The following is a 20,151-nucleotide window of genomic DNA, read 5'->3' on the forward strand; positions in this document are numbered from 1 at the left end:
TCAGCCGGGAAGCGCCATCGCCGTTTCGCCCGTTGCTTGCGCGGCTTCGCCATTCAGCGGGTTGTCGGGGTCCCAGCCATAGAGGGTCTCGCCGAAGCGCATGTCGCGCGCATCGAGATGGATCAGGCGGCCAGTGAGGCCGGTGCCGAATCCGACGATCTCGCGGATCGCTTCCAGCGCCATCATCGAGCCGGCCACGCCGGCAAGCGCACCGAGCACGCCAGCCTCCGAACAGCTTGGAATGGTGCCCGGCGGCGGTTTCTGCGGGAAGAGGCAGCGCCAGGTCGGGTTGGGCTCGCCTTCGGCATTGGTCTCGAAGGGCCGCAGCGTGGTCAGCATCGCGTCGAACACGCCGAGCGCCCCCATGACCAGCGGCTTGCGGCCATGGAAGCAGGCATCGGAGACGGCATAGCGGGTGTCGAAATTGTCCGAGCCGTCTATCACCAGATCATAGGATGCGATCAGTTCAGCCGCATTGGTGGGATCGATGCGCATCGCATGCGGAACCACCGTCACATGCGGATTGAGTCTTTCGATCGCCTCCCCGGCCGTCTCGACCTTGGGACGGCCGATATCGGGCGTGGCGTGGATGATCTGGCGCTGCAGGTTGGAGAGCGACACGATGTCGTCATCGACGATGCCGAGCGTGCCGACGCCCGCCGCCGCGAGATAGAGCAGCACCGGGGCGCCGAGCCCGCCCGCGCCGATGACCAGGATGCGAGCCCGCGACAAAGCCTGCTGCCCGGCGCCGCCGACCTCGTGCATGACGACATGCCGGGCGTAACGCTCCAGCTCTTCGGATGAAAATGCCATGGGGCGAATGTAGATACTTGCCCGAAAAGGCGCAATGATCGGAGCGCGGACTTCTCAGCGACATGCAGGCGTGTCGCTGAGAAGTCCGCGCTCCGATCTACGCTCCCAGGCTCGCCTTCTGGATGCGAGCCTGTATGATCGCGCTCCAAGAATCAGTCTTGAACAGACCGAAGACGAGGCCCTGATGACTTCTGCTCCGCGCGCACCCGGAAAGGGCGACCACGTCTTTCTGGTCGACGGTTCGTCCTTCATCTTCCGGGCCTATTTCCAGTCGATCAACCAGGACGCCCGCTACAATTACCGCTCCGACCGCCTGCCCACGGGTGCGGTGCGCCTGTTCTGCAATGTGCTGCACAAGATGATCAAGGAAGGGGTGATGGGCAAGCAGCCCACCCATCTCGGCATCATCTTCGACAAGTCGGAAGATTCCTTCCGCAAGGAGATCTACCCGCCCTATAAGGGCCACCGTCCCCCGCCGCCGGAAGAACTGGTGCCGCAATTCCCGCTGATGCGGGTTGCCGTGCGCGCCTTCGGCCTGAAGCCGGTGGAACAGTCCCGCTACGAAGCGGACGATCTGATCGCCACGTATTGCGACATCGCCGTCAAGGCCGGCGCCGACGTCACCATCGTCTCCGCCGACAAGGACCTGATGCAGCTCATCCAGCCCGGCGTGGTGATGTTCGATCCTGCTTCCGGCGACCAGAAGGCCAAGGGTTCGCGACCCGAACGCCTGATCGCCGAGGCCGAAGTGCTCGAAAAGTTCGGCGTGACGCCGGACAAGGTGGTGGATGTGCAGGCCCTGGCCGGCGATTCCACCGACAATGTCCCCGGCGTGCCCGGCATCGGCGTCAAGACGGCGGCGCAGTTGATCAATGAATACGGCGACCTCGAAGGGCTCCTCGCCCGCGCCGGCGAGATCAAGCAGCCCAAGCGCCGCGAGAGCCTGACCGACCCCGAGAACGTCAAGCTCGCCCGCATTTCGCGCGAACTGGTGAAGCTCGTCACCGACGTCACCCTGGAAACGCCGATCGAGGACCTGATCGCCCCCGGGCTCGACGCCAAGGGCGCCATCGCCTTCCTGAAGGCGATGGAATTCTCCACACTGACCCGCCGCATCGCAGAAGATGCCGGCCTCGACGTCGCCGATATCGCGCCCGATGAGGCGCTGAAGATCCCCGACAGCGATTTCTCGCCCGCCCCGGCGAGGACGCCGGCACCCAAGCCGAGTGCGGAAGGCGTCTCTACCGCTCCGACGGTTGCCACGGGGGCCGGCACGCCCTCCGCCGTGGTGGAAAGCGTCAAGGCCAGGCTCACCGCCATTCCCTTCGACAGCGTTTCCTATGAAACCGTCGCCAGCCTGGAAGCGCTCGACGGCTGGATTATCAGGGCCCGCGAACGCGGCTATGTCGCCTTCGACACGGAAACCACCTCGCTCGACGCCCTTCAGGCCGATCTCGTCGGATTCTCCCTGTCGGTCGAGCCGGGCAAGGCCTGCTATGTGCCCCTGCGCCATCGCGACAAGGCGGACCTGTTCGGCGGCGGCATGATGGCCGGGCAGGTCGATGCCGGCGAGGCTCTAAAGCGGTTGAAGGGCCTGCTCGAAGATCCCGGCGTGCTGAAAATCGGCCAGAACCTGAAATATGACACGCTGGTGATGGGCGAGGAGAACGTCAAGATCGCGCCCTATGACGACACCATGCTGATGTCCTATGTCGTCGATGGTGGGCGCGGCAATCACGGCATGGACGAACTCTCGTCACGCCATTTCGGCCATAAGCCAATCGCCTTTTCCGAAGTCTGCGGCTCCGGCAAGTCGCTGATCGGCTTCGACCAGGTCACTATCGAGCGCGCTACCGCCTATGCCGCCGAGGATGCCGACGTCACCCTGCGGCTATGGCTGCTGCTCAAGGCTCGCCTGGTCTCCGAGGGGCTGGTCACCATCTACGAGACGCTGGAGCGCCCGCTCGTCGCCGTGCTCGCCAAGATGGAATCGCGCGGCATCATGATCGACCGCCAGATCCTGGCGCGTCTGTCGGGCGAATTCGCCCAGAGCGCGGCCCGGCTCGAGGCGGAGATCCACGAACTCGCCGGCGAGAACTTCAATGTCGGCTCGCCCAAACAGCTCGGCGACATCCTGTTCGGCAAGATGGGGCTGCCCGGCGGCAAGAAGACGCCCACTGGCCAATGGGCGACCTCGGCCCAGGTGCTGGAGGACTTGGCCGACCAGGGCCTGGAACTGCCGCGGCGCATCGTGGCCTGGCGCCAGCTCACCAAGCTCAAATCGACCTATACCGACGCCCTGCCCACCTATGTGAACCCCAAGTCGGGCCGGGTCCACACCTCCTACTCCCTGGCGGCGACCACCACGGGGCGCCTCTCCTCCTCCGAGCCCAATCTGCAGAACATTCCGGTGCGCACCGAGGAAGGGCGCAAGATCCGCTCGGCCTTCATCGCCGCGCCCGGCGCCAAGCTGATCTCGGCCGACTATTCGCAGATCGAGCTGCGCGTACTCGCCCATGTCGCCGAGATCCCGCAACTGACCAAGGCCTTCGAGGACGGCGTCGACATTCACGCCATGACGGCCTCCGAGATGTTCGGCGTGCCGGTGCAGGGCATGGATCCCCAGGTGCGGCGGCGCGCCAAGGCCATCAATTTCGGCATCATCTACGGCATCTCCGCCTTCGGCCTCGCCAACCAGCTCTCGATTCCGCGCGAGGAGGCGAGCGCCTATATCAAGAAATATTTCGAGCGCTTCCCCGGCATCCGCGACTATATGGACCGGATGAAGGCCGAATGCCGCGCCCGCGGCTATGTCGAGACCGTCTTTGGTCGCAAGATGCATTTTCCGGCGATCGAATCGAAGAACCCTTCCGAGCGGGCCTTCGTCGAGCGGCAATCCATCAACGCGCCGATCCAGGGCTCGGCCGCCGACATCATCCGCCGGGCGATGAGCCGGATGGATGGTGCCCTCATCAAGGCCGGGCTCTCGGCCAAGATGCTGCTGCAGGTGCATGACGAACTCGTCTTCGAAGCCCCGGAGGAGGAAGTCGAGGCGACGCTGCCGGTGGTCTCCCAGGTGATGGAGCACGCAGCGCTTCCGGCCCTGCAGCTCAAGGTGCCGTTGCAGGTCGATTCACGGGCCGCCAGCAATTGGGAAGAGGCGCATTAAGCAGGGCCAATCGGCATTAATCCCTTGTAACGCGCCCCAATTCCGGCCGGTTCTTGTCCGATTGAGGTGCAGCACCCACATGGGAGGCGTTGCGGCTTCCCCTCAGGATGCAGTCGCGAAGGAGAGTCAGGATGACCCCCAACGAAAAAGCCCTCATCGAGGACCTGTTCAATCGCCTGCGCAGTTCCGCCCCGACGACGGGGCGCGACGCCGAGGCCGACACCGCGATCGCGGCCGAAATGGCCCGCTCACCGGGCGCCGCCTATGCCCTGGTGCAGACCGTCCTGGTGCAGGACCACGCCTTGCGCGAGGCTCATGCCAAGGTCCAGGCTGCGGAAGCTGCCGCGCAGCAGCCGCAGCAAGCACCGCAGCCGCCCGAGCAGCCACAATCCTTCATCGAGCGCGCCGGCTCGGCCTTGCAGGGCTTCGGTGGCCAGCGCAACCAGGCTCAGCAGCAACAGGTTCCGCCGCAGCAGGCCGAACCCGCGCGCGGCGGCGGTTTCCTGCAGGGCGCCCTGCAGACGGCGGCCGGTGTCGCCGGCGGCGCGCTGCTGTTCGAGGGCGTGCGCTCGATGTTCGGCGGTGGCGGCGGCCTGCTCGGCGGCGGATCGAGCCCGTTTGGCGGCGGCGGCAACACCACCATCAACGAGACCGTCATCAACGAAAACGCCGACAAGGGCCGCGACAGCGACGACAATGTGCGTGACGCCAGCTACGATTCGGATGATGACGACGATGGCGATTACGGCTCGGATGATTCCGGCGGCAGCGACGATAGCTGGATCTGACCGTCACCGGGGGCGCGGGCACATTGCCCGTTCCGCCTCGCTGACAAACGCCATGTTTCCGGGGACGGGCAAGATGCCCGTGCACCTGGAAAGATGCGAGATCCTAGAGCAAAGTGCGATTTCTCCAAACCGCACTTTGCTCTAACTCCTTGTTTCCGAGCCAATCCAACGGATTGGCTCGGGTGTCTTTGCGTTTCGACGTGGCTCGGTCAAATCGCAAAACGCTTTAGCCCGAGACGGCCAGGGCCTGGGCTTTTGACAGGGTGGCTCGGCAAACGGCAACAAAGATGATTTTCAGAACGATTCGCCCTTCGTGGAGAAGCGACGGTCCATTGCGTCGACCACACGTTGCGCCCGTTCGCGCAGATTTGGATCTGGATCGGCCTCGTAGCGCGCTGCAACTTTGTGACGAAGGTCGATCCCCTCTTCCAGCCGACCCAAATGCTCCAGAATGAGGCTCTGATCCACAAATAGGCCAAGGAGTCGCTCGCGCAGACAGGGATCGGTCTCATGGCCGAAGCGGCGAACGCCTTCGTTGCACAGGGCAAGCGCCGTCTCGGCATGGTCCGGATACTCCCGGCGCAGGGTCCAGCAGGTCACCCACAACGCATGCAGAACCCGCCTGCGTACCGGCAACTCGGCCGTGCTGAAGCGGTGGATCAATTCGTCCACCACGGCCAGCGCCTCGCCGGGCTCGCCCAGATCGAACAAGGCCTGAGACTTGAAGAACAATGCCTCGGCGACGCGCTTGCGGACCGCCGAGCCGACATCCGCCGCAAGCTCCGTCAGGATCTCGTCGTAAAGGGCAAGGGCCTCACCGACCCGCCCCTCGCCGTCAAGGTCGCTTGCGCGTTTGAGCTTGATACGGGCACTCACCAAGCGGAGGTTAGGAACCAAATCTGGCATGGATGTCTGCCTCGCGCAGCGCCGCCCTCCAATAGCGAATTTCGAGCACACTCGCCCAATTCGAGACGGAGCCGAGAGACAATCATACAAACCCGCATTCAGGACGGCATTCCCAGGACCGCAGGTATCCTTGCCTACGATCCTGAAGACTTGGATTACAGCCCCTCGAACAAAGCGCTCGAAATGTAGCGCTCGGCGAAGGAGGGCACGATCACCACGATGGACTTGTTGTCCATGCCGGGGCGAGCAGCCAGTTCCAGCGCCGCCGCGACGGCCGCGCCGGACGAGATACCGCAGGGGATGCCCTCGATGCGGGCGAGCAGGCGGGCGGTGTCGAAAGAGGTCTGGTTGCCAACGGTGATGATGTCATCGATCACCGAACGGTCCAGCACATCCGGTACGAAGCCGGCGCCGATGCCCTGGATCTTGTGGGGACCGGGCTGGCCGCCCGACAGCACCGGGGAATCTTCCGGCTCCACCGCCACGATCTTGAGGTCGGGCTTGCGCGGCTTCAGCACCTGGCCGACGCCGCTGATGGTGCCGCCAGTGCCCACGCCCGAGACGAAATAGTCGATATCGCCCTTGGTGTCGTTCCAGATCTCTTCCGCCGTGGTAAGGCGGTGGATCTCGGGATTGGCCGGATTGCGGAACTGCTGGGGAATGATGGCGCTCGGCAGTTCCTTGACGATCTCCTCGGCCTTGGCGACAGCACCGCGCATGCCTTGGGCAGCCGGGGTGAGGACCAGTTCGGCGCCGAGCAATGCGAGCATCTTGCGCCGCTCGATCGACATCGATTCCGGCATGACCAGGATCAGGCGATAGCCACGGGCGGCGGCGACGAAGGCGAGCGCGATGCCGGTATTGCCGGAGGTCGGCTCGACCAGCACGGTATCCGGCTTGAGGTGGCCGGCCTTCTCCAGTGCATCGATCATGCTGACGCCGATGCGATCCTTGACGCTGGCGATCGGATTGAAGAATTCGAGCTTGGCGAGGATGCGTGCCTTGACGTTCTTGGCCTTGGCCAGCCGGTTGAGCTGCACCAGCGGGGTGTCGCCGATGGTCTCGGTGATCGACTGGTAGATGCGGCCGCGGCCGGGCACATGATTGGCATTCGCCATGAGGAACGTCCTTGATTGAAAGCGGCTGGAATTCAACATTAATCCACGAAAATGTCGAGGTTAATGTTGAATTACAGATCCATAATGTTTTTTAGATGACCAAATCTTCAAATCGAGCCCTCAAATCGCAAAGTCGATATTGGCGGGCGTGCCGCCGAAGACATGCTTGCGCTCGGCATCCCGGCAGAGGTCCTCGACGGTGATCTGGTCGAGTTCGGCCAGGAAAGATTGCGAGGCCTGGTTGACGGCCGGCGCGATGACCTGATCGACCAGGGTCGAGACCGGCGCCGGGTCGTCCTCTCCAGCGGCATCCGTCATCGCCGCGCGCACGATATCGCCGACGCTGATGCGCCGCCGCTCGCGCGCCAGCTCATAACCACCGCGCGGACCGCGCACGCCCTTGAGAATATTGTGGCGCACCAGGGTCTGCAGCAAGGTTTCCAGATGACGCGGCGGCAAGGCATGCCGGGAAGCAAGAGCCTTGGCGGCGACCGGCGTCGGCCTCGAATGGTGGGCGATATCGACCACGGCGGCGAGGCCAAGCAAGGAACGGCGCGAAAGCAATTGCATGTCGACCCCCTGATACGGTCCCTGACGCATTTTCCAGAAGAGGCGATAGACTCTTCGATCAAGAAAATGCGTCAAAACAAAGAGTTAGGGCGAAATGCGATTCGCAGAATCGCACTTTGCTCTAGATCACGTTGCGGTGCCCGTCGAACCGAAGCCGCCGCTGCCGCGAACGGTCGAATCGACTTCCGCCGTTTCGACCAGGACAGACAACGTCACCGGTGCAATGACCAACTGGGCGATTCGCATGCCATGGGTGATGGCGAAGGATTCTACACTCAGATTGATCAGGGCGACTTTAATCTCACCGCGATAATCGGCGTCTATCGTACCAGGTGCGTTCAAAACGGTAATTCCGCTTTTCACAGCCAATCCGGAACGTGGGCGCACTTGTCCTTCATAGCCCTGTGGAATTTGGAAAACCAGCCCGGTCGGCACCAGAGCACGCATCATCGGTGCAAGAACCAAGGTTTCCCCCGGGCCCAGCGCGGCCGGCAGGTCGAGACCCGCCGCTCCCTCGCTCTGATAGGCAGGCAGCGGCAGGTCGCCGGCATGGGGGAGTTTCTTGACGGGAATGGTCAGGGTCATGGCAATCCTGCATAGAGGGCGGGTCTCCAGACCCGCCTGTTTCAAAATCGTGGGGACAGGTGATGGCGTAGGCGGGTCTGAAGAGACTGTCTCAAAACTCGCAACACGGCCCGGAATAGCTCCACCTTTGTCATGCCGGGGCTCGTCGCGGGCATCCAGATACCGCAAACCCATCGAGACTGGGGCCCCTGGATCACCGGGACAAGCACGGTGATGACAAAAAGTCGAGGTTCCCCCGATTTCTCGGTCAGGCCCCGAAGACTCGGCCCCGGTCACGCCGTGGCACTGGCCAATTCGCCAAAGCGAGCCACCAGGGCCCGGGCAACCGCATCCTTGTCCATGTCGGGCCAGGTCTCGACGCCCGAGGCCGAAACCAGATGAACGCGGTTACGGTCTCCGCCCATCACGCCGCTTTCGGGCGAGACGTCGTTGGCGACGATGAGATCGCAGCCCTTGCGGGCGAGCTTGGCCTTGGCATGCTCGACGACATGTTCGGTCTCCGCCGCAAAGCCGACGACCAGGGACGGTCGGCGCGCCTTGTTCTGGGCGATGGTGGCCAGGATGTCGGGATTTTCCACCAGCGAGAAGCTCGGCGTGCCCTCTGCGCCCTTCTTGATCTTCTGCGCGCCGGCATCGGCCACGCGCCAATCGGCCACCGCCGCCGCAAAGATGCCGATATCGGCCGGCATGGCAGTCCTGACAGCCTCCAGCATCTCGCGCGCCGTTTCCACGGGCACCAGATTCACCCCCGGCGGCGGCAGAAGCGAAACCGGTCCCGAAACCAGGGTGACGCGAGCCCCGGCAGCCAGGGCAGCCGCCGCAATGGCATAACCCTGCTTGCCGGAGGAGCGATTGGCGATGTAGCGCACGGGATCGATCGGCTCATGCGTCGGCCCGGCCGTCACCAGCACATGCTTGCCGGCGAGCGGCAGGGCCGGGAGCAGCCGTGTATCGGCGCGCACCGAGCCTGGCAGCGGAATAAAGGTCGGCCCCGCCAGGGCCTTCTCGATCGCCGCGACGATTTCCAGCGGTTCGGCCAGGCGTCCCGGCCCGTATTCCCCGCAGGCCATCTCGCCATCATTGGGACCGACGAAGAGCACGCCGTCCTCGCGCAACTGGGCAATGTTGCGCTGGGTCGCCGGATGCAGCCACATGCGCACATTCATGGCAGGGGCGACCAGCACGCGCTTGTCGGTGGCCAGCAGCGTGGTGGATGCGAGATCATTGGCCTGGCCCTGCGCCATCTTGGCGAGGAGGTCGGCTGTCGCCGGCGCCACCACTAGAAGATCGGCATCGCGCGACATTTCGATATGCCCCATCTCGGCTTCGTCCGTCAGCGAGAACAGGTCGGTATAGACCTTGTCGCCGGTGAGCGCGGAGACGGAGAGCGGCGTGACGAAGGCTTCGCCGGCCTTGGTGAGGATGGCCCGCACATCGGCGCCACGTTCGCGCAGGCGCCGGATCAGCTCGAGGCCCTTATAGGCGGCGATGCCGCCGCCGATGATCAGAAGGATGCGCTTGCCGACGAGGGTGGTGGACATGGATCGATCCGCGTGAGGCCAATAGGGCGTTTGCGATTCTGCCGGGCTTACCGAAAAGCACCGCGACCACCCCACACATAAATAGCGCCATCGGGGGATTCAATCGTTTCAGCGCGGCTCCGTCCGCTCCTGCGTTCCAACCGGATGGGCCAACCAGGCGAATCTGTCCATGCCAGCGTAGCGAATCGGATCGCTGGGATGAGGCAAGGGCATGCCTTCGAGGATGCGCTTGGCGATCGCGTCATAATCGCCGTCGAAATGATGCCCGCCCGGCAACTCGATCACCTGCACCGTCCCGGCATCGACATCGTTGCAGCCCGAACGCAAGCCTTCGTCAACACCATGGAAGCACTGGATATGAGGGCCGTCGATCGCCGCGACAGCCGGGATCGTCGCCCTGCGCCCGCCGGCGACCTTCATGAAGCCGACGGCATAGTCGGCCTCCCGCGAGAGGCCGAGCAGCGAGACCTGGCGAATGCGCGCATGCAGATCGTCGGAAAGGTGTGAATAGACCGTAGCCGCGATATCGGCACCGAAGGAATAGCCCACCAGGATGATCGGCCTGTCGGCCCCAAGCGACGCCGCCATCCTGTCGATCGTGGCCGCAACTTCCTCGGGAGAACGCCGATGGATGAAATAGGCCAGGCTGTTCAGGCCGATCGTGGTCACGCCGGCGCGGGCAAGCCCTTCGGCTATGCCATCATCGATACCCCACCAGCCGCCATTGCCCGACAGCAGGATCGCGACAGGGCCGTCCTCTCGCCTGCCCTTGGTCAGGACAACCGGGAGATCGCGCAGGGATGCGGGCACATTGACATTATCGGGCGCGGCCAATCCACCCCAGACTCCACCGAAAGCCTGCGGAAACCAGCGCGGCAGGACCTTGGCGTCGAGGAAGACGCCGGTTGCTGCCAGCAAGATCAGGACAGCGAGACGCCGTAGGGTAATGAAACGCGCCATTGGACGACAGGAAACAGATGACTGATCCGTTCCTGTGCCTGGAAGATGGCATGACAATGGCGGCCCGGAACCGCCTTCCGGGCCTGCACATCAAAAAGCCGAACGAACCAAAGCGTTTTGCGATTGGACGAGTTCAGCCAGCATCGCAGCGATGCTTCAGCCAATCCTCTGGATTGGCTTGGAAACAGGAAGCCAGGGCAAAACAAGCGTTCCGCCGTGGAACGCGCTTTGCCCTAGCCCGATCAGCGTGGAGCCAGAACCATCACCATCTGACGGCCTTCGAGCGAGGCATCGGATTCCACCTTGGCGATCAGGCCCGTATCGTCCTTGACGCGATTGAGCAGGCGGTAACCGATCTCCTGATGCGCCATTTCGCGACCGCGGAAGCGCAGGGTGACCTTGACCTTGTCGCCTTCCTCGAAGAAGCGCCTCATCGCCTTCATCTTGACGTCATAGTCATGATCGTCGATGGCCGGGCGGAGCTTGATCTCCTTGATCTCGACCGTCTTCTGATTCTTGCGGGCCTCGGCGGCCTTCTTCTGTTCGTTGAACTTGAACTTGCCGTAGTCCATGATCTTGCAGACCGGCGGCTCGGCATTGGCGGCCACTTCGACAAGGTCCAGCCCGATTTCAAAGGCCATGGCGATCGCCGCCCTGGTGTCGGTGGCACCGCGGTTCTGCCCGTCCTGATCGATCAGCATGACTTCGCGGTTCCGAATCTCCTCATTGATGCGCGGACCGTCCTTCACGACCGGTGCGTTTGTCCTCATAGGGCGACGAATGGCGGTAAACTCCTCTACCATTGAATTGATTTGGGCAAACTGTCGGCTTCGCGTCGAAGCCCGCGCCCGGATTGCGGGAAGATGTTGCCGAAGCGACCGGAAGTCAACGCTTTCATGGCCGACGGCATGATTTTTAGATCACAAATCAGCTCGATAGACTGTCACGGATCGGCAATGAGGCAGATATTTCCAGGCTTATCGCCTGCTCGTCCAGGCTTCTCGCCTACTCGTCTTTGAGTCTGCGACTCCGAACCAGAAGTTCGGCATAGGCGTCGAGCGTGGCGTTGCACATCACATCCAGCGAGAAATGCGCCTCGACATGCGCGCGCGCGCGCGCCGCCAGACCGTCCCGGGCGGAGGCGCCCAGGGTCAGGGCCTCGTGCAGGGCTTCCGCCAGGGCCTCGGCGTCCCCCACCGGCGTGCGCCAACCCGTGCGCAGATTGCCGACGATCTCGGGCGGGGCCAACACCGTTTCGGAGGTGGCGCCATGATCGGCCACCACCACCGGACAGCCCATGGCCTGCGCCTCGACCGCCGTGCGTCCGAAAGCCTCGGGACTGGTGGAAGGGATGGCGACCGCCGCGGCGGAGAGATAGGCGGCCGGCATATCGCTGCAATGGCCGACGCGCAGCACCAGCCCCTTGAGGCCACGCTCGGCGATGCGCGCCTCGAGCTCGGCCACATAGCCATCCCGGCCCTGGGCATCGCCCGCCAGCACGAAAACCGTGTCCTCGATGCCCTTCTGCTTGAGAATGGCCGCGGCATCGATCAGCACGCGCTGGCCCTTCCAGCCGGTGAGCCGGCCGGGCAGCAGCACGATGCGCTGATGCGGCGCCACGTTCCAGGCCCGGCGTAGCGCCTCGACACGCTCGAACGACACGGCGGAAGGGGTGAAGGCCGTCAGGTCGGTGCCGCGGTGAATCACGCGCAGTCGTTCGGCGGCCTCCGGCCAGTTCGCCTTGATGGTGGCGGCAGTGAAGTTGGAATTCGCGATGACCACGTCCGCCTGCGCCATCACGCCATTATAGCGCTTCTTCAGCTCGGAAGTCGCCGAATAGGCACCATGATAGGTGGTGACGAATGGCAGGCTGAGTTTCTTGGTGGCGAGGCGCGCCGACCAGGCCGGCGCCCGCGACCGGGCATGGATGAGGTCGACCTTCTCCTCGCGCACCAGGCGTTCGAGCCGCCGGGCATTGCCCCAGATGCGCAGCGGATTCTTGGTCGAGGCATTGAACGGGATCCAAAGGCCGCCGCGCGCCTGCAGCTCGCCGACCAGCCGGCCACCCTCGGTAGCGACCAAGGCACGGGCACCCGCCCGCGTCAGCGCATCGGCGATGTCGATGGTGGTACGCTCGGCCCCGCCCGCATCCAGGGCCGGAATGATCTGCAGCACCGTGATGCCGGCAAAGCGTTCCTCCTTCGGCCGACGGCCGATTGGGCGAGCTTTGGACGAGATATCAGACATGGGCGCTGGCTGTTCCGGCTGGCTTCTTCACGATAACGACTGTGGACCATGGTCCATCACAGACTCTATAGAGCGCCCCATGTTCTAAATGAAAGGTGATGCTGTGCGGGAATTTCCGGCCTGCCCGGTATATTTTTCGCAAACAGCTACCTTACACAGAGGCAAAGCAGCGTCTTTGTGACGGAATTTCTTGCTCTAACTCCCCACGTCGAGGTGACTTTGCGATTCTCGGCGAATCTGCCAGACCGCAATCGACAAAACACAAAACGCTTGGGCAAAAGGAAGTGACCGGATGACGAGCAACCCCGCCATGATCACCGTCGGCGAAGGCCCGTCCAGCCGCAGCATTGCCTGGCGCCATCAGCCCGGCCGCGGCCCGGATGTGGTGTGGCTCGGCGGCTTCCGCTCCGACATGCTGGCGACCAAGGCAAGTTTCCTTGCCGATTGGGGCGCGCGGCACCATCGCGCCGTGACGCGATTCGATTACTCCGGCCACGGCGAATCGGGTGGGCGCTTCGAGGACGGCACTATCGGCTCCTGGCTCGAGGACGCCCTGGCAGTGATCCGTGAGTGCGTGAAGACGCCGCCGATCCTGGTCGGCTCCTCGATGGGCGGCTGGATCGCCCTGCTGGTGGCACGGGCTCTGGCCGGTACGCCGCTGGCGCCGTCAGGCATGGTGCTGATCGCCCCCGCCGCCGACTTCACTGAGAAATTGATGTGGGACCAGTTCCCCGACACGGTGAAGCGCGAGATCCTCGACAAGGGCGCCTGGCTGCGCCCGTCCGAATATTCGCCCGAGCCCTATCCGATCACCCGGACGCTGATCGAGGAAGGCCGCAGCCATCTTCTTCTCGGCGACATGGTGAAAACCGGCTGCCCCGTACATATCTTACAGGGGATGGAGGATCCGGACGTGCCCTGGCAGCATGCCATGACGCTGGTGGAGAGCCTGGCCGAGGACGATGTGACGGTGACGCTGATCAAGGATGGCGACCACCGGCTGTCGCGCGCCCAGGACCTCGACAGGCTGGTGGAGGCGGTGGAGGGCATTGCGCCCAAATCACAGCTCCTCCTATAGTCGTAACGTCCTGACCGGCCATAGCAAGGTTTCCTCGGTCGGAACGCCCTTCCGACCGAGGAAACCTTGCTGGAACTTAAATGCTGCGGAGCTCTCAAACCCGCCCGAAGGCGCGGGTTTGAGAGCTCCGTCAGGACCCGGTATTTGGAGCGGAGAGACAGATGTTCATTCAGACCGAGGCGACGCCGAATCCCTCGACCCTCAAATTCCTCCCCGGCCGCGAAGTGCTGCCCGAGGGCACCACGCTGCACATGACGAATGCCGCCGAAGGCGCGCAATCGCCGCTGGCCCAGAAGCTCTTTTCGATCGAGGGCGTCGCCGGCGTGTTCTTCGGCTCGGACTTCATCACCATCACCCGCTCGGGCGCGGAATGGCAGCACCTCAAGCCGGCCGTGCTTGGCGCCATCATGGAGCACTATCTGTCCGGCGTGCCCATCCTCAACGCGGATGTCGCGCCGCTGGATGAGGGCGAAGAGTTCTTCGACGAGGCCGACGAAGACACCGTCGAGACCATCAAGGACCTGCTCGAAACCCGCGTGCGACCGGCAGTGGCGGCCGATGGCGGCGACATCACCTTCCGCGGCTATCGCGAGGGCGTGGTCTATCTCGCCATGAAGGGGGCCTGCTCGGGCTGCCCCTCCTCCACGGCGACGCTGCGCAACGGCATCCAGAACCTGCTGCGCCACTTCGTGCCCGAGGTGCAGGAAGTCCGCGCCGCCTGAGGCGGCCGGGCCCTTTGACAAGCGGCATCGTTCGGCCGCTTTCATCAATGTTTAAGGGGGCAGGTGCTTAATCCCCTTCGGGGGGCCGGAGTTCGCTACGGCCATGCGCCTGCTGTTATCCATCCTTTTCGTAAGCGCCCTGTTTGGCAGCGCTCACGCCCAATCCGCATCGCTGACGGAACGGCGCCTGATCGACCTCTTCGATACGCGCCTCGCCCGGGACGGGCTGGATCCGATCCGTGCCTGTCGTGGGAAGGACGACGAGTCCTATGCCTGCACCTTCGATGACACCGAATATCTGACGACGATCTCGCCGAGAAGCGACATCACCGGCTCGATCGGCGTGTCCCGCTCGCCCACCTCGATGACAGTCATCCTCGCCGGTAACGCGATCGATGCAATCGGCCTGATCGGCGACCGCGCGAGCCCGGCGGACCTCATCAACTTTACCGCCCATCTCGAAAGCCTGCTGCACACGATCGGGCCGCAGAAGAGCGACTACGACATCGAGCAGGACACGCTCGATCTTGGCGTGATGCGCGGTGACTCCGACGGAGACATCGGCAGGGCGCGGGTGGTCACCGAAAACTTTGCCACCATCCGCTGCCTCAACCAACCGCTTGCCGTAAGCGCCGGCATCGCCTGCATGATCACCTTGAAGCATGCAGGCTGAACATCACCTCGCTTCGTGGGCCAATTGGGAAACGGGCGTTTCCGAAAGGCCTGCCTGTTCCCTCTTTATGGATTATTCCCACTCGAAGAAGTCCGGATGCGTGCGGCGCCATTCCACCACGCGCTCGCGATGGGCGCCGATCATTTCGCCGAACTGGACGCAGGCCCGACGATCGCCCCTGTCACAGCCTGCATGCAGACGATCAAGGCGGTCGACATAGGGATCATAGGCAACCGGGGCCGGCTCATACACCGGCGCCGGCCGTGGCGGCGGAGCGGGACGGTCGGCCAGCGCCTGGCCGAGCAGGACACCACCGACCGCGCCGAGGGCTGCGCCGCCGACGAAAGCACCTGTACGGCCGTCGCCTGCGGAGGCCGGTGTCGTCGCCAAGGCCGTCATGACACAAAGCACCGCGGCTGAAAGGCAGATCTTCATCGTCATTGCAATAGAAACTCCGATTTGGCTACCCCAGCATTGGCAACAAACTAGCCCACACCACCTTAAAGGCACATGAACAACAATGGTTTATTTTGAATATATCTTCTGAACATATCAGTAATTCCTGTGGCAGCTCTGTCAGATTTAGCCACAATTCCGAAGAAAAGGGCTAGCGGATTCATGCCCTCGTCTGTTCAGGCGACGAGTCCGGCCATCGGTCGAACCGAAAGCGAATCCGGGAAAATGGTCGAACCCAGCGCCATGGGTGAAAGGCCGAACTGATCGGCCAGCAGCCCTTTCAGCACGCTGCGAACATCCGTCGTCGGCCGGAGGTCACGGCCTTCATGAAGCTGCGCCAGTTTCAAGCCCGGCCAATCGGCGACGACACGGCCTCCCTTTACCGCACCGCCCGCCAGCAGCATGACCGTGCCGGTGCCATGATCGGTCCCCTCGGTGCCATTGATGCGTGCTGTGCGGCCGAATTCGGTGACGGCGACCACGACCGTATCCTTCCAGTATTGCCCCAGGCCGCTCTCGAACGCGGCGAAGGCGCCGTCGAGGCCGCCGAGCAGCATGGCGAGCCGGCCTGTCGCTCCACCCTCGTTGACATGGGTGTCCCAGCCATCGAAAGCGAGCGCGGCGAGGCGCGGCCCGTCCTCGGCCGCGATCAGCCGGGCCGCTCCTTCGGCGGCCTGCCGCATGCCGGCGGCGCTGTCGAGCCCACCCTTGCGCTTGGTCATGCCCATGCCGTCACCGGCGGCCAGACGCTCGGCCTCGAGCCCCCTGCGCAGAGCAATCGCCAGCGCCGGGTCGCGATGGTCGTAGAGATCGAGCAGGCGCGCCGCCAGATCATCGCCCGCATCCGGCAGGACCTGGGGCGCCCAGCCGAGCACAGGCGCGGCGCCACGCATCACCAGAGGCGTCGACGGCCCGACGGCGAGGCCGCCATGCGGCGCTATGCGTTCGCCGGCGGGCAGATCGGCCAAGGCGCGATTGAGCCAGCCCGTCGCCGTATGGCCCGGCCCCGGAAAGCCACTCTCGAGCACGTCCTGCCCATCGAAATGGGAACGCTCGCGATAGCCCGTGGCGGCGGCATGCACGACCAGCGCCTGCCGGGCCTGGAACAGGCGGGCAAAGGTCGGCATGGCCGGATTGAGGGCGAAGAATCCATCCAGGGGCAGAGCCGGATGCGGCCCATCCAGGGCCAGGGCGATATCGCCGTGCAACCCATGATAATCGGGGTCGCCGACGGGAGCCACGGTCGAGAGCCCGTCCAGCGCCCCGCGCAGCACGAGCACGACCAGGCGCGGATCCCTCGCCTCGGCGGCCCGGGCGAACCGTGGCAGATAGGCCCAGGCAAACAGGGCGCCACTGCCGAGCAGGACGGCGCGACGGGACGGATGCGGACGCTCGCACAGGGTGTCCGACGCGGTCTCCATGATCTATCTCCTCTGGAACTCGGGAGCCATCAAAAGCAGTGCCACCGCCTGCTGGCGCGACTCGGCACGGCCGACGGCCTGGCGCGTTTCCGCCGACACCGACGGGCCGATGAGCGTGGCCAGCAGGTCGTCCGGTTCGCCGATGCCCTTGGCCTGGCGCGCCGCCTGCCAGGCGATATCGAGGCGCATCGCCATGCCGGCCGGGGAGGCCTGCGTGTCGGCGAGGTCGGGAAAGCCGTTCGGGCCGGGCGGCTGCCACAGGGGTGTTCCCAGCAGCGCCAGCCAGTTCAGCGTCTGGCCGGGATCCGCCTCCGGGCCGGGCCCGATGCCACGGCGCAAGGCGAGAACGAAATCGAATGGCGAGCGCATCTTCGCCAGCGGCTGCGACCAGGCTTCCGGCGCGTTGACCAGCGCCATGGCGAGCGCGCGAAGATCGCCATCCGTCTTGGTGAAAACCTCCGCCAGCCGCGCGACCATCGGGGCCGGCGGGTCGTCCGCGATGAAATGGCGCGCGATCTTCATGGCAATGTGCCGGGCCGTGGCAGGATGGCGTGCAAGATCGTTGAGCACGGCCTCCGCCTGGCCCATGCCGCCGGCCGGATAGGTCTTGCCGAGGAAAACCTGGTCACCGGGCTCATGCGCATTGGCGTTGAAGACGAAACTGCCGGGTTCGCCGAGGCGGCCCTCCCGCCCCGCAATCATCCAGCCGGTGAGGATACGCGCGAAGGCGGTCACGTCGGCCTGGCTGTAGCCGCTGCCGACACCAAGCGTGTGCAATTCGAGGATCTCGCGGGCGAGGTTCTCGTTCAGGCCGCGATTGCGGTTGCGTCCCGCCCGCGAGTCAGGGCCGACGGATTGCTGATTGTCGAGATAATAGAGCATGGCCGGGTGATGCTCGACCGCGACCAGCATGTCGGCAAAGCGCCCCAGCACGAAGGGGCGGATCGCCTCCCGCTCGAAGGCTCCTGCCGACGCCCGCACGATGTTGTCCTTGGCGACCGAGACGCAAAAATGGTTGGACCAGAAGGCGACCAGCCGCTCGACGAACCCGATCTCCGCATTAAGCGCCTTGGCAAAACGGGCCTGTGCCTCCGCCTTCAGCAACCGGGCCTCGATGGGCGGCTCCGGCTTTATCGGCCCCCGCGGGGCGGGGGCGGCGAGTGCGGAGGACTTCCCTTCCGGGCCCATCTGCATCGCGCCCGCAGGCGCTGTCATCCGCTCGGCCTTGCGCTGCATGGTTGCGGCCATGCTTGCCTGAATGGCGGCGGTGCTACCCGGCAGGGGATCGGCATCCGTTGCCATCGGGATCAGGGCAATATCGGGTTTGACCAGTTCTGCCCGCAAGGCGGCATGCGGATCGCTGCCCAGCCTCGCCAGATCGCCGGGACGGGCCCCCAAGCCAAAACGATTGAAAACGACCCGTGCAGGGTCGAGGTCCTGGTTCGCCACCGTCGCCTCCGCCATTCAGGGCAGCAACAGTATCGGCGGCGTATCCGATGCCATCACGGCGATCCGATGACTTAAAAAAGGCCGACTATTTCCGAACTTTGCTGCCAAGCAGGTTTCTCTTGGTCGCGCACAGGCACGATCAAGAGAAACCTGCAAGATATCAAACATTTGCGGAGTTTCCCGACGCGGCCTATCCGTAGACCCGGCCGGGAAACTCTGCATGGGTGACGGATTGAACTTTCTCGGCCGGGATCAGTCGTTTCAGGAGGCAGACGGTTTGCCTTTCTGCCGTAAAGGTAGTACGCAAGCCTCCGCGACAGAAAAATACTTTTTCAATTTGGCCAAAGAAAGCCTCCTGCACCAAGTAGAGGCATGACCCAAAACAAGAAAATCGACGAGCAAAGCCCGCGGTCCGGCGCTACTCGTCCCGCGCGCCTTCTGGACGTTGCACGCCTTGCCAAGGTTTCCCGAGCGACTGCGGCTCGCGCTCTTGGCGGCTATGGCCTCGTTACCGAGGAGACGCGGGAGCGCGTCGCGGCGGCTGCCAGGACGCTGAATTATCGGCTCAACGAGGCGGCCCGGGCCATGCGGGCCGGCCGCACCCAGGTGATCGGCGTCGTCATTGCCGACATCAGCAATTCATTCTTTGCCAGCGCCGCCCGGGCGATCATCGATACCTGCGCCTCCCTGGGCTATCAGACCCTGATCGTGAATACGGACGACGATCTCAAGACCGAGATCGAGGCGGTCCAGACCCTGATGGAAAAGCGCGTTGCCGGCATGATCGTCGTGCCGTCCTCGCCCGACCACAACGAGCATCTGCAAAAAGCCGGCGCGGGCGAGGGACGGATGGTGCTCCTCGACCGCCGCATCGCGGATTTTTCGGTGAGTGCCGTGACAACGGATGATCGTGGTGGGGCCCGAGAAGCCGTGGAATTGTTCATCGCCCGCGGACACAGGCGCATCGGCCTGGTGGTCCTGACCGCGGCAGCCTCCTCGCAGCGGCAGAGCGAGCCGCGAGGGGCCGTGTCGAGCGCACGCGACCGCGTTCTCGGCGCGCGCGATGCCCTGGAGGCGGCCGGCCTCGACCTGCCGAAGGCCTGGCTGCGCTATACGCCGAACGATCCCCAGATGATCATCGACTCGGCGTCGACGATTCTGCGCTCCGATCCGCGACCCACCGCGATTTTGGCAACATGCGAGGAAATCGCCATTGGCGTGCTGGCCGCCTGCCGGGCCCTGAACTTGGTGGTCGGGAAAGATGTCGCCCTCATCAGCTTCGATGAATCGCCCTGGTCGGGCGCACTGACGCCGGCGATCTCGGTGGTACAGCGCCCGATCCACGAAATGGGGCGCGCGGCCGTCAATTTGCTGGTTCGACAGATCCAAGGCGGCGAAGCCGGAAGGGATGTCGAGATGCCGACCATCCTGATCGACCGGGAATCGGTCTTTGATCTCACGCCTTGATCATGGGGCGGCGTGGACGATCAAGGCATGCCGTTCGAGATCTTCGAGCCATGCTCGACATAGGCTTTTACAGCCTTCGCCAGAGCTCGGCCTTCGTCGCCGCTTACCAAATCCAGTCAAAATCATTGGCAAGCCAGGGAACAGCTGCAACATTGGTGCAACTGCTGAAATAACGGCATGAAAACGGG

General features: G+C 64.1%; 19 protein-coding genes. 7 read left to right on the forward strand and 12 right to left on the reverse strand.

Going from position 1 to position 20,151, the window contains the following annotated elements; genetic code table 11:
* Positions 1-813 carry a HesA/MoeB/ThiF family protein gene (locus ACR9ZN_RS22695; protein ID WP_434958691.1) on the reverse strand — a complete coding sequence of 271 codons (813 nt, stop codon included), beginning with the start codon at positions 811-813 and terminating at the stop codon, positions 1-3.
* Between the two features lie 184 nt (positions 814-997).
* Between ACR9ZN_RS22695 and polA the strand changes: the two genes are divergently transcribed.
* On the forward strand, positions 998-3,982 hold the full coding sequence (polA, locus tag ACR9ZN_RS22700) for a DNA polymerase I (RefSeq protein ID WP_481273234.1): 2,985 nt from the start codon (positions 998-1,000) through the stop codon (positions 3,980-3,982).
* 131 nt (positions 3,983-4,113) lie between these two features.
* Entirely contained in the window at positions 4,114-4,770 is a 657-nt protein-coding gene (locus ACR9ZN_RS22705) for a DUF2076 domain-containing protein (RefSeq protein WP_454811287.1), read from the forward strand.
* Between the two features lie 294 nt (positions 4,771-5,064).
* Here ACR9ZN_RS22705 and ACR9ZN_RS22710 read toward each other — a convergent pair whose 3' ends face one another.
* The 8 genes from ACR9ZN_RS22710 to ACR9ZN_RS22745 form a co-directional block, all read right to left on the reverse strand.
* On the reverse strand, positions 5,065-5,676 hold the full coding sequence (locus ACR9ZN_RS22710; protein WP_454811289.1) for a hypothetical protein: 612 nt from the start codon (positions 5,674-5,676) through the stop codon (positions 5,065-5,067).
* Positions 5,677-5,831: 155 nt separating this feature from the next.
* On the reverse strand, positions 5,832-6,794 hold the full coding sequence (cysK, locus tag ACR9ZN_RS22715) for a cysteine synthase A (RefSeq protein ID WP_434958694.1): 963 nt from the start codon (positions 6,792-6,794) through the stop codon (positions 5,832-5,834).
* A 120-nt stretch (positions 6,795-6,914) separates the two neighbouring features.
* Positions 6,915-7,364 carry an RrF2 family transcriptional regulator gene (locus ACR9ZN_RS22720; protein WP_311939813.1) on the reverse strand — a complete coding sequence of 150 codons (450 nt, stop codon included), beginning with the start codon at positions 7,362-7,364 and terminating at the stop codon, positions 6,915-6,917.
* Positions 7,365-7,490: 126 nt separating this feature from the next.
* A complete protein-coding gene (dut, locus tag ACR9ZN_RS22725) occupies positions 7,491-7,949 on the reverse strand; it encodes a dUTP diphosphatase (protein ID WP_187829545.1) in 459 nt (152 codons plus the stop codon).
* Positions 7,950-8,221: 272 nt separating this feature from the next.
* A complete protein-coding gene (coaBC, locus tag ACR9ZN_RS22730; RefSeq protein WP_481273235.1) occupies positions 8,222-9,490 on the reverse strand; it encodes a bifunctional phosphopantothenoylcysteine decarboxylase/phosphopantothenate--cysteine ligase CoaBC in 1,269 nt (422 codons plus the stop codon).
* A 108-nt stretch (positions 9,491-9,598) separates the two neighbouring features.
* Positions 9,599-10,450 (reverse strand): AcvB/VirJ family lysyl-phosphatidylglycerol hydrolase, encoded by an 852-nt coding sequence (locus tag ACR9ZN_RS22735; RefSeq protein WP_481273236.1) that lies wholly within the window; start codon positions 10,448-10,450, stop codon positions 9,599-9,601.
* Between the two features lie 242 nt (positions 10,451-10,692).
* Positions 10,693-11,232: a translation initiation factor IF-3 gene (infC, locus tag ACR9ZN_RS22740; protein WP_434959728.1), complete on the reverse strand. Its 540-nt coding sequence runs from the start codon at positions 11,230-11,232 to the stop codon at positions 10,693-10,695.
* 223 nt (positions 11,233-11,455) lie between these two features.
* Entirely contained in the window at positions 11,456-12,697 is a 1,242-nt protein-coding gene (locus ACR9ZN_RS22745; RefSeq protein ID WP_434958697.1) for a glycosyltransferase family 4 protein, read from the reverse strand.
* 292 nt (positions 12,698-12,989) lie between these two features.
* On the opposite strand from ACR9ZN_RS22745, the gene ACR9ZN_RS22750 reads away from it, so the two are divergent.
* From ACR9ZN_RS22750 to ACR9ZN_RS22760, 3 genes are all read left to right on the forward strand, one after another.
* Entirely contained in the window at positions 12,990-13,775 is a 786-nt protein-coding gene (locus tag ACR9ZN_RS22750; protein ID WP_454811298.1) for an alpha/beta hydrolase, read from the forward strand.
* A gap of 161 nt (positions 13,776-13,936) precedes the next feature.
* A complete protein-coding gene (locus ACR9ZN_RS22755) occupies positions 13,937-14,497 on the forward strand; it encodes a NifU family protein (RefSeq protein ID WP_434958699.1) in 561 nt (186 codons plus the stop codon).
* A gap of 103 nt (positions 14,498-14,600) precedes the next feature.
* Positions 14,601-15,170 (forward strand): hypothetical protein, encoded by a 570-nt coding sequence (locus ACR9ZN_RS22760; RefSeq protein ID WP_481273237.1) that lies wholly within the window; start codon positions 14,601-14,603, stop codon positions 15,168-15,170.
* A gap of 72 nt (positions 15,171-15,242) precedes the next feature.
* Here ACR9ZN_RS22760 and ACR9ZN_RS22765 read toward each other — a convergent pair whose 3' ends face one another.
* The 3 genes from ACR9ZN_RS22765 to ACR9ZN_RS22775 all read right to left on the reverse strand — a co-directional run bounded on the left by ACR9ZN_RS22765 (position 15,243) and on the right by ACR9ZN_RS22775 (position 18,511).
* A complete protein-coding gene (locus tag ACR9ZN_RS22765; RefSeq protein ID WP_481273238.1) occupies positions 15,243-15,611 on the reverse strand; it encodes a hypothetical protein in 369 nt (122 codons plus the stop codon).
* 191 nt (positions 15,612-15,802) lie between these two features.
* Positions 15,803-17,047 (reverse strand): DUF1501 domain-containing protein, encoded by a 1,245-nt coding sequence (locus tag ACR9ZN_RS22770; protein WP_454811304.1) that lies wholly within the window; start codon positions 17,045-17,047, stop codon positions 15,803-15,805.
* A gap of 3 nt (positions 17,048-17,050) precedes the next feature.
* Positions 17,051-18,511, reverse strand: coding sequence for a DUF1800 domain-containing protein (locus ACR9ZN_RS22775; RefSeq protein ID WP_481273239.1), 1,461 nt, complete (start codon positions 18,509-18,511; stop codon positions 17,051-17,053).
* A 205-nt stretch (positions 18,512-18,716) separates the two neighbouring features.
* On the opposite strand from ACR9ZN_RS22775, the gene ACR9ZN_RS22780 reads away from it, so the two are divergent.
* Positions 18,717-18,872 carry a hypothetical protein gene (locus tag ACR9ZN_RS22780; protein WP_454811308.1) on the forward strand — a complete coding sequence of 52 codons (156 nt, stop codon included), beginning with the start codon at positions 18,717-18,719 and terminating at the stop codon, positions 18,870-18,872.
* Complete coding sequence (locus ACR9ZN_RS22785) at positions 18,869-19,963, forward strand: LacI family DNA-binding transcriptional regulator (RefSeq protein WP_454811310.1); 1,095 nt, start codon at positions 18,869-18,871, stop codon at positions 19,961-19,963. The genes ACR9ZN_RS22780 and ACR9ZN_RS22785 overlap by 4 nt, the downstream gene beginning before the upstream one ends.
* Positions 19,964-20,151: the final 188 nt, after the last annotated feature.

This window comes from Labrys sp. HAY1-8F (genome assembly GCF_056754975.1).

Bases quoted from the DNA above. Each gene is read 5' to 3' on its own strand.
- cysK (WP_434958694.1), bottom strand. From the start codon at position 6,794: ATGGCGAATGCCAATCATGTGCCCGGCCGCGGCCGCATCTACCAGTCG.
- ACR9ZN_RS22770 (WP_454811304.1), bottom strand. From the start codon at position 17,047: ATGGAGACCGCGTCGGACACCCTGTGCGAGCGTCCGCATCCGTCCCGT.
- ACR9ZN_RS22760 (WP_481273237.1), top strand. From the start codon at position 14,601: ATGCGCCTGCTGTTATCCATCCTTTTCGTAAGCGCCCTGTTTGGCAGC.
- coaBC (WP_481273235.1), bottom strand. From the start codon at position 9,490: ATGTCCACCACCCTCGTCGGCAAGCGCATCCTTCTGATCATCGGCGGC.
- ACR9ZN_RS22705 (WP_454811287.1), top strand. From the start codon at position 4,114: ATGACCCCCAACGAAAAAGCCCTCATCGAGGACCTGTTCAATCGCCTG.
- ACR9ZN_RS22775 (WP_481273239.1), bottom strand. From the start codon at position 18,511: ATGGCGGAGGCGACGGTGGCGAACCAGGACCTCGACCCTGCACGGGTC.
- ACR9ZN_RS22710 (WP_454811289.1), bottom strand. From the start codon at position 5,676: ATGCCAGATTTGGTTCCTAACCTCCGCTTGGTGAGTGCCCGTATCAAG.
- ACR9ZN_RS22745 (WP_434958697.1), bottom strand. From the start codon at position 12,697: ATGTCTGATATCTCGTCCAAAGCTCGCCCAATCGGCCGTCGGCCGAAG.
- polA (WP_481273234.1), top strand. From the start codon at position 998: ATGACTTCTGCTCCGCGCGCACCCGGAAAGGGCGACCACGTCTTTCTG.
- ACR9ZN_RS22695 (WP_434958691.1), bottom strand. From the start codon at position 813: ATGGCATTTTCATCCGAAGAGCTGGAGCGTTACGCCCGGCATGTCGTC.
- ACR9ZN_RS22785 (WP_454811310.1), top strand. From the start codon at position 18,869: ATGACCCAAAACAAGAAAATCGACGAGCAAAGCCCGCGGTCCGGCGCT.
- ACR9ZN_RS22750 (WP_454811298.1), top strand. From the start codon at position 12,990: ATGACGAGCAACCCCGCCATGATCACCGTCGGCGAAGGCCCGTCCAGC.
- ACR9ZN_RS22765 (WP_481273238.1), bottom strand. From the start codon at position 15,611: ATGACGATGAAGATCTGCCTTTCAGCCGCGGTGCTTTGTGTCATGACG.
- ACR9ZN_RS22755 (WP_434958699.1), top strand. From the start codon at position 13,937: ATGTTCATTCAGACCGAGGCGACGCCGAATCCCTCGACCCTCAAATTC.
- ACR9ZN_RS22735 (WP_481273236.1), bottom strand. From the start codon at position 10,450: ATGGCGCGTTTCATTACCCTACGGCGTCTCGCTGTCCTGATCTTGCTG.
- ACR9ZN_RS22720 (WP_311939813.1), bottom strand. From the start codon at position 7,364: ATGCAATTGCTTTCGCGCCGTTCCTTGCTTGGCCTCGCCGCCGTGGTC.
- ACR9ZN_RS22780 (WP_454811308.1), top strand. From the start codon at position 18,717: ATGGGTGACGGATTGAACTTTCTCGGCCGGGATCAGTCGTTTCAGGAG.
- dut (WP_187829545.1), bottom strand. From the start codon at position 7,949: ATGACCCTGACCATTCCCGTCAAGAAACTCCCCCATGCCGGCGACCTG.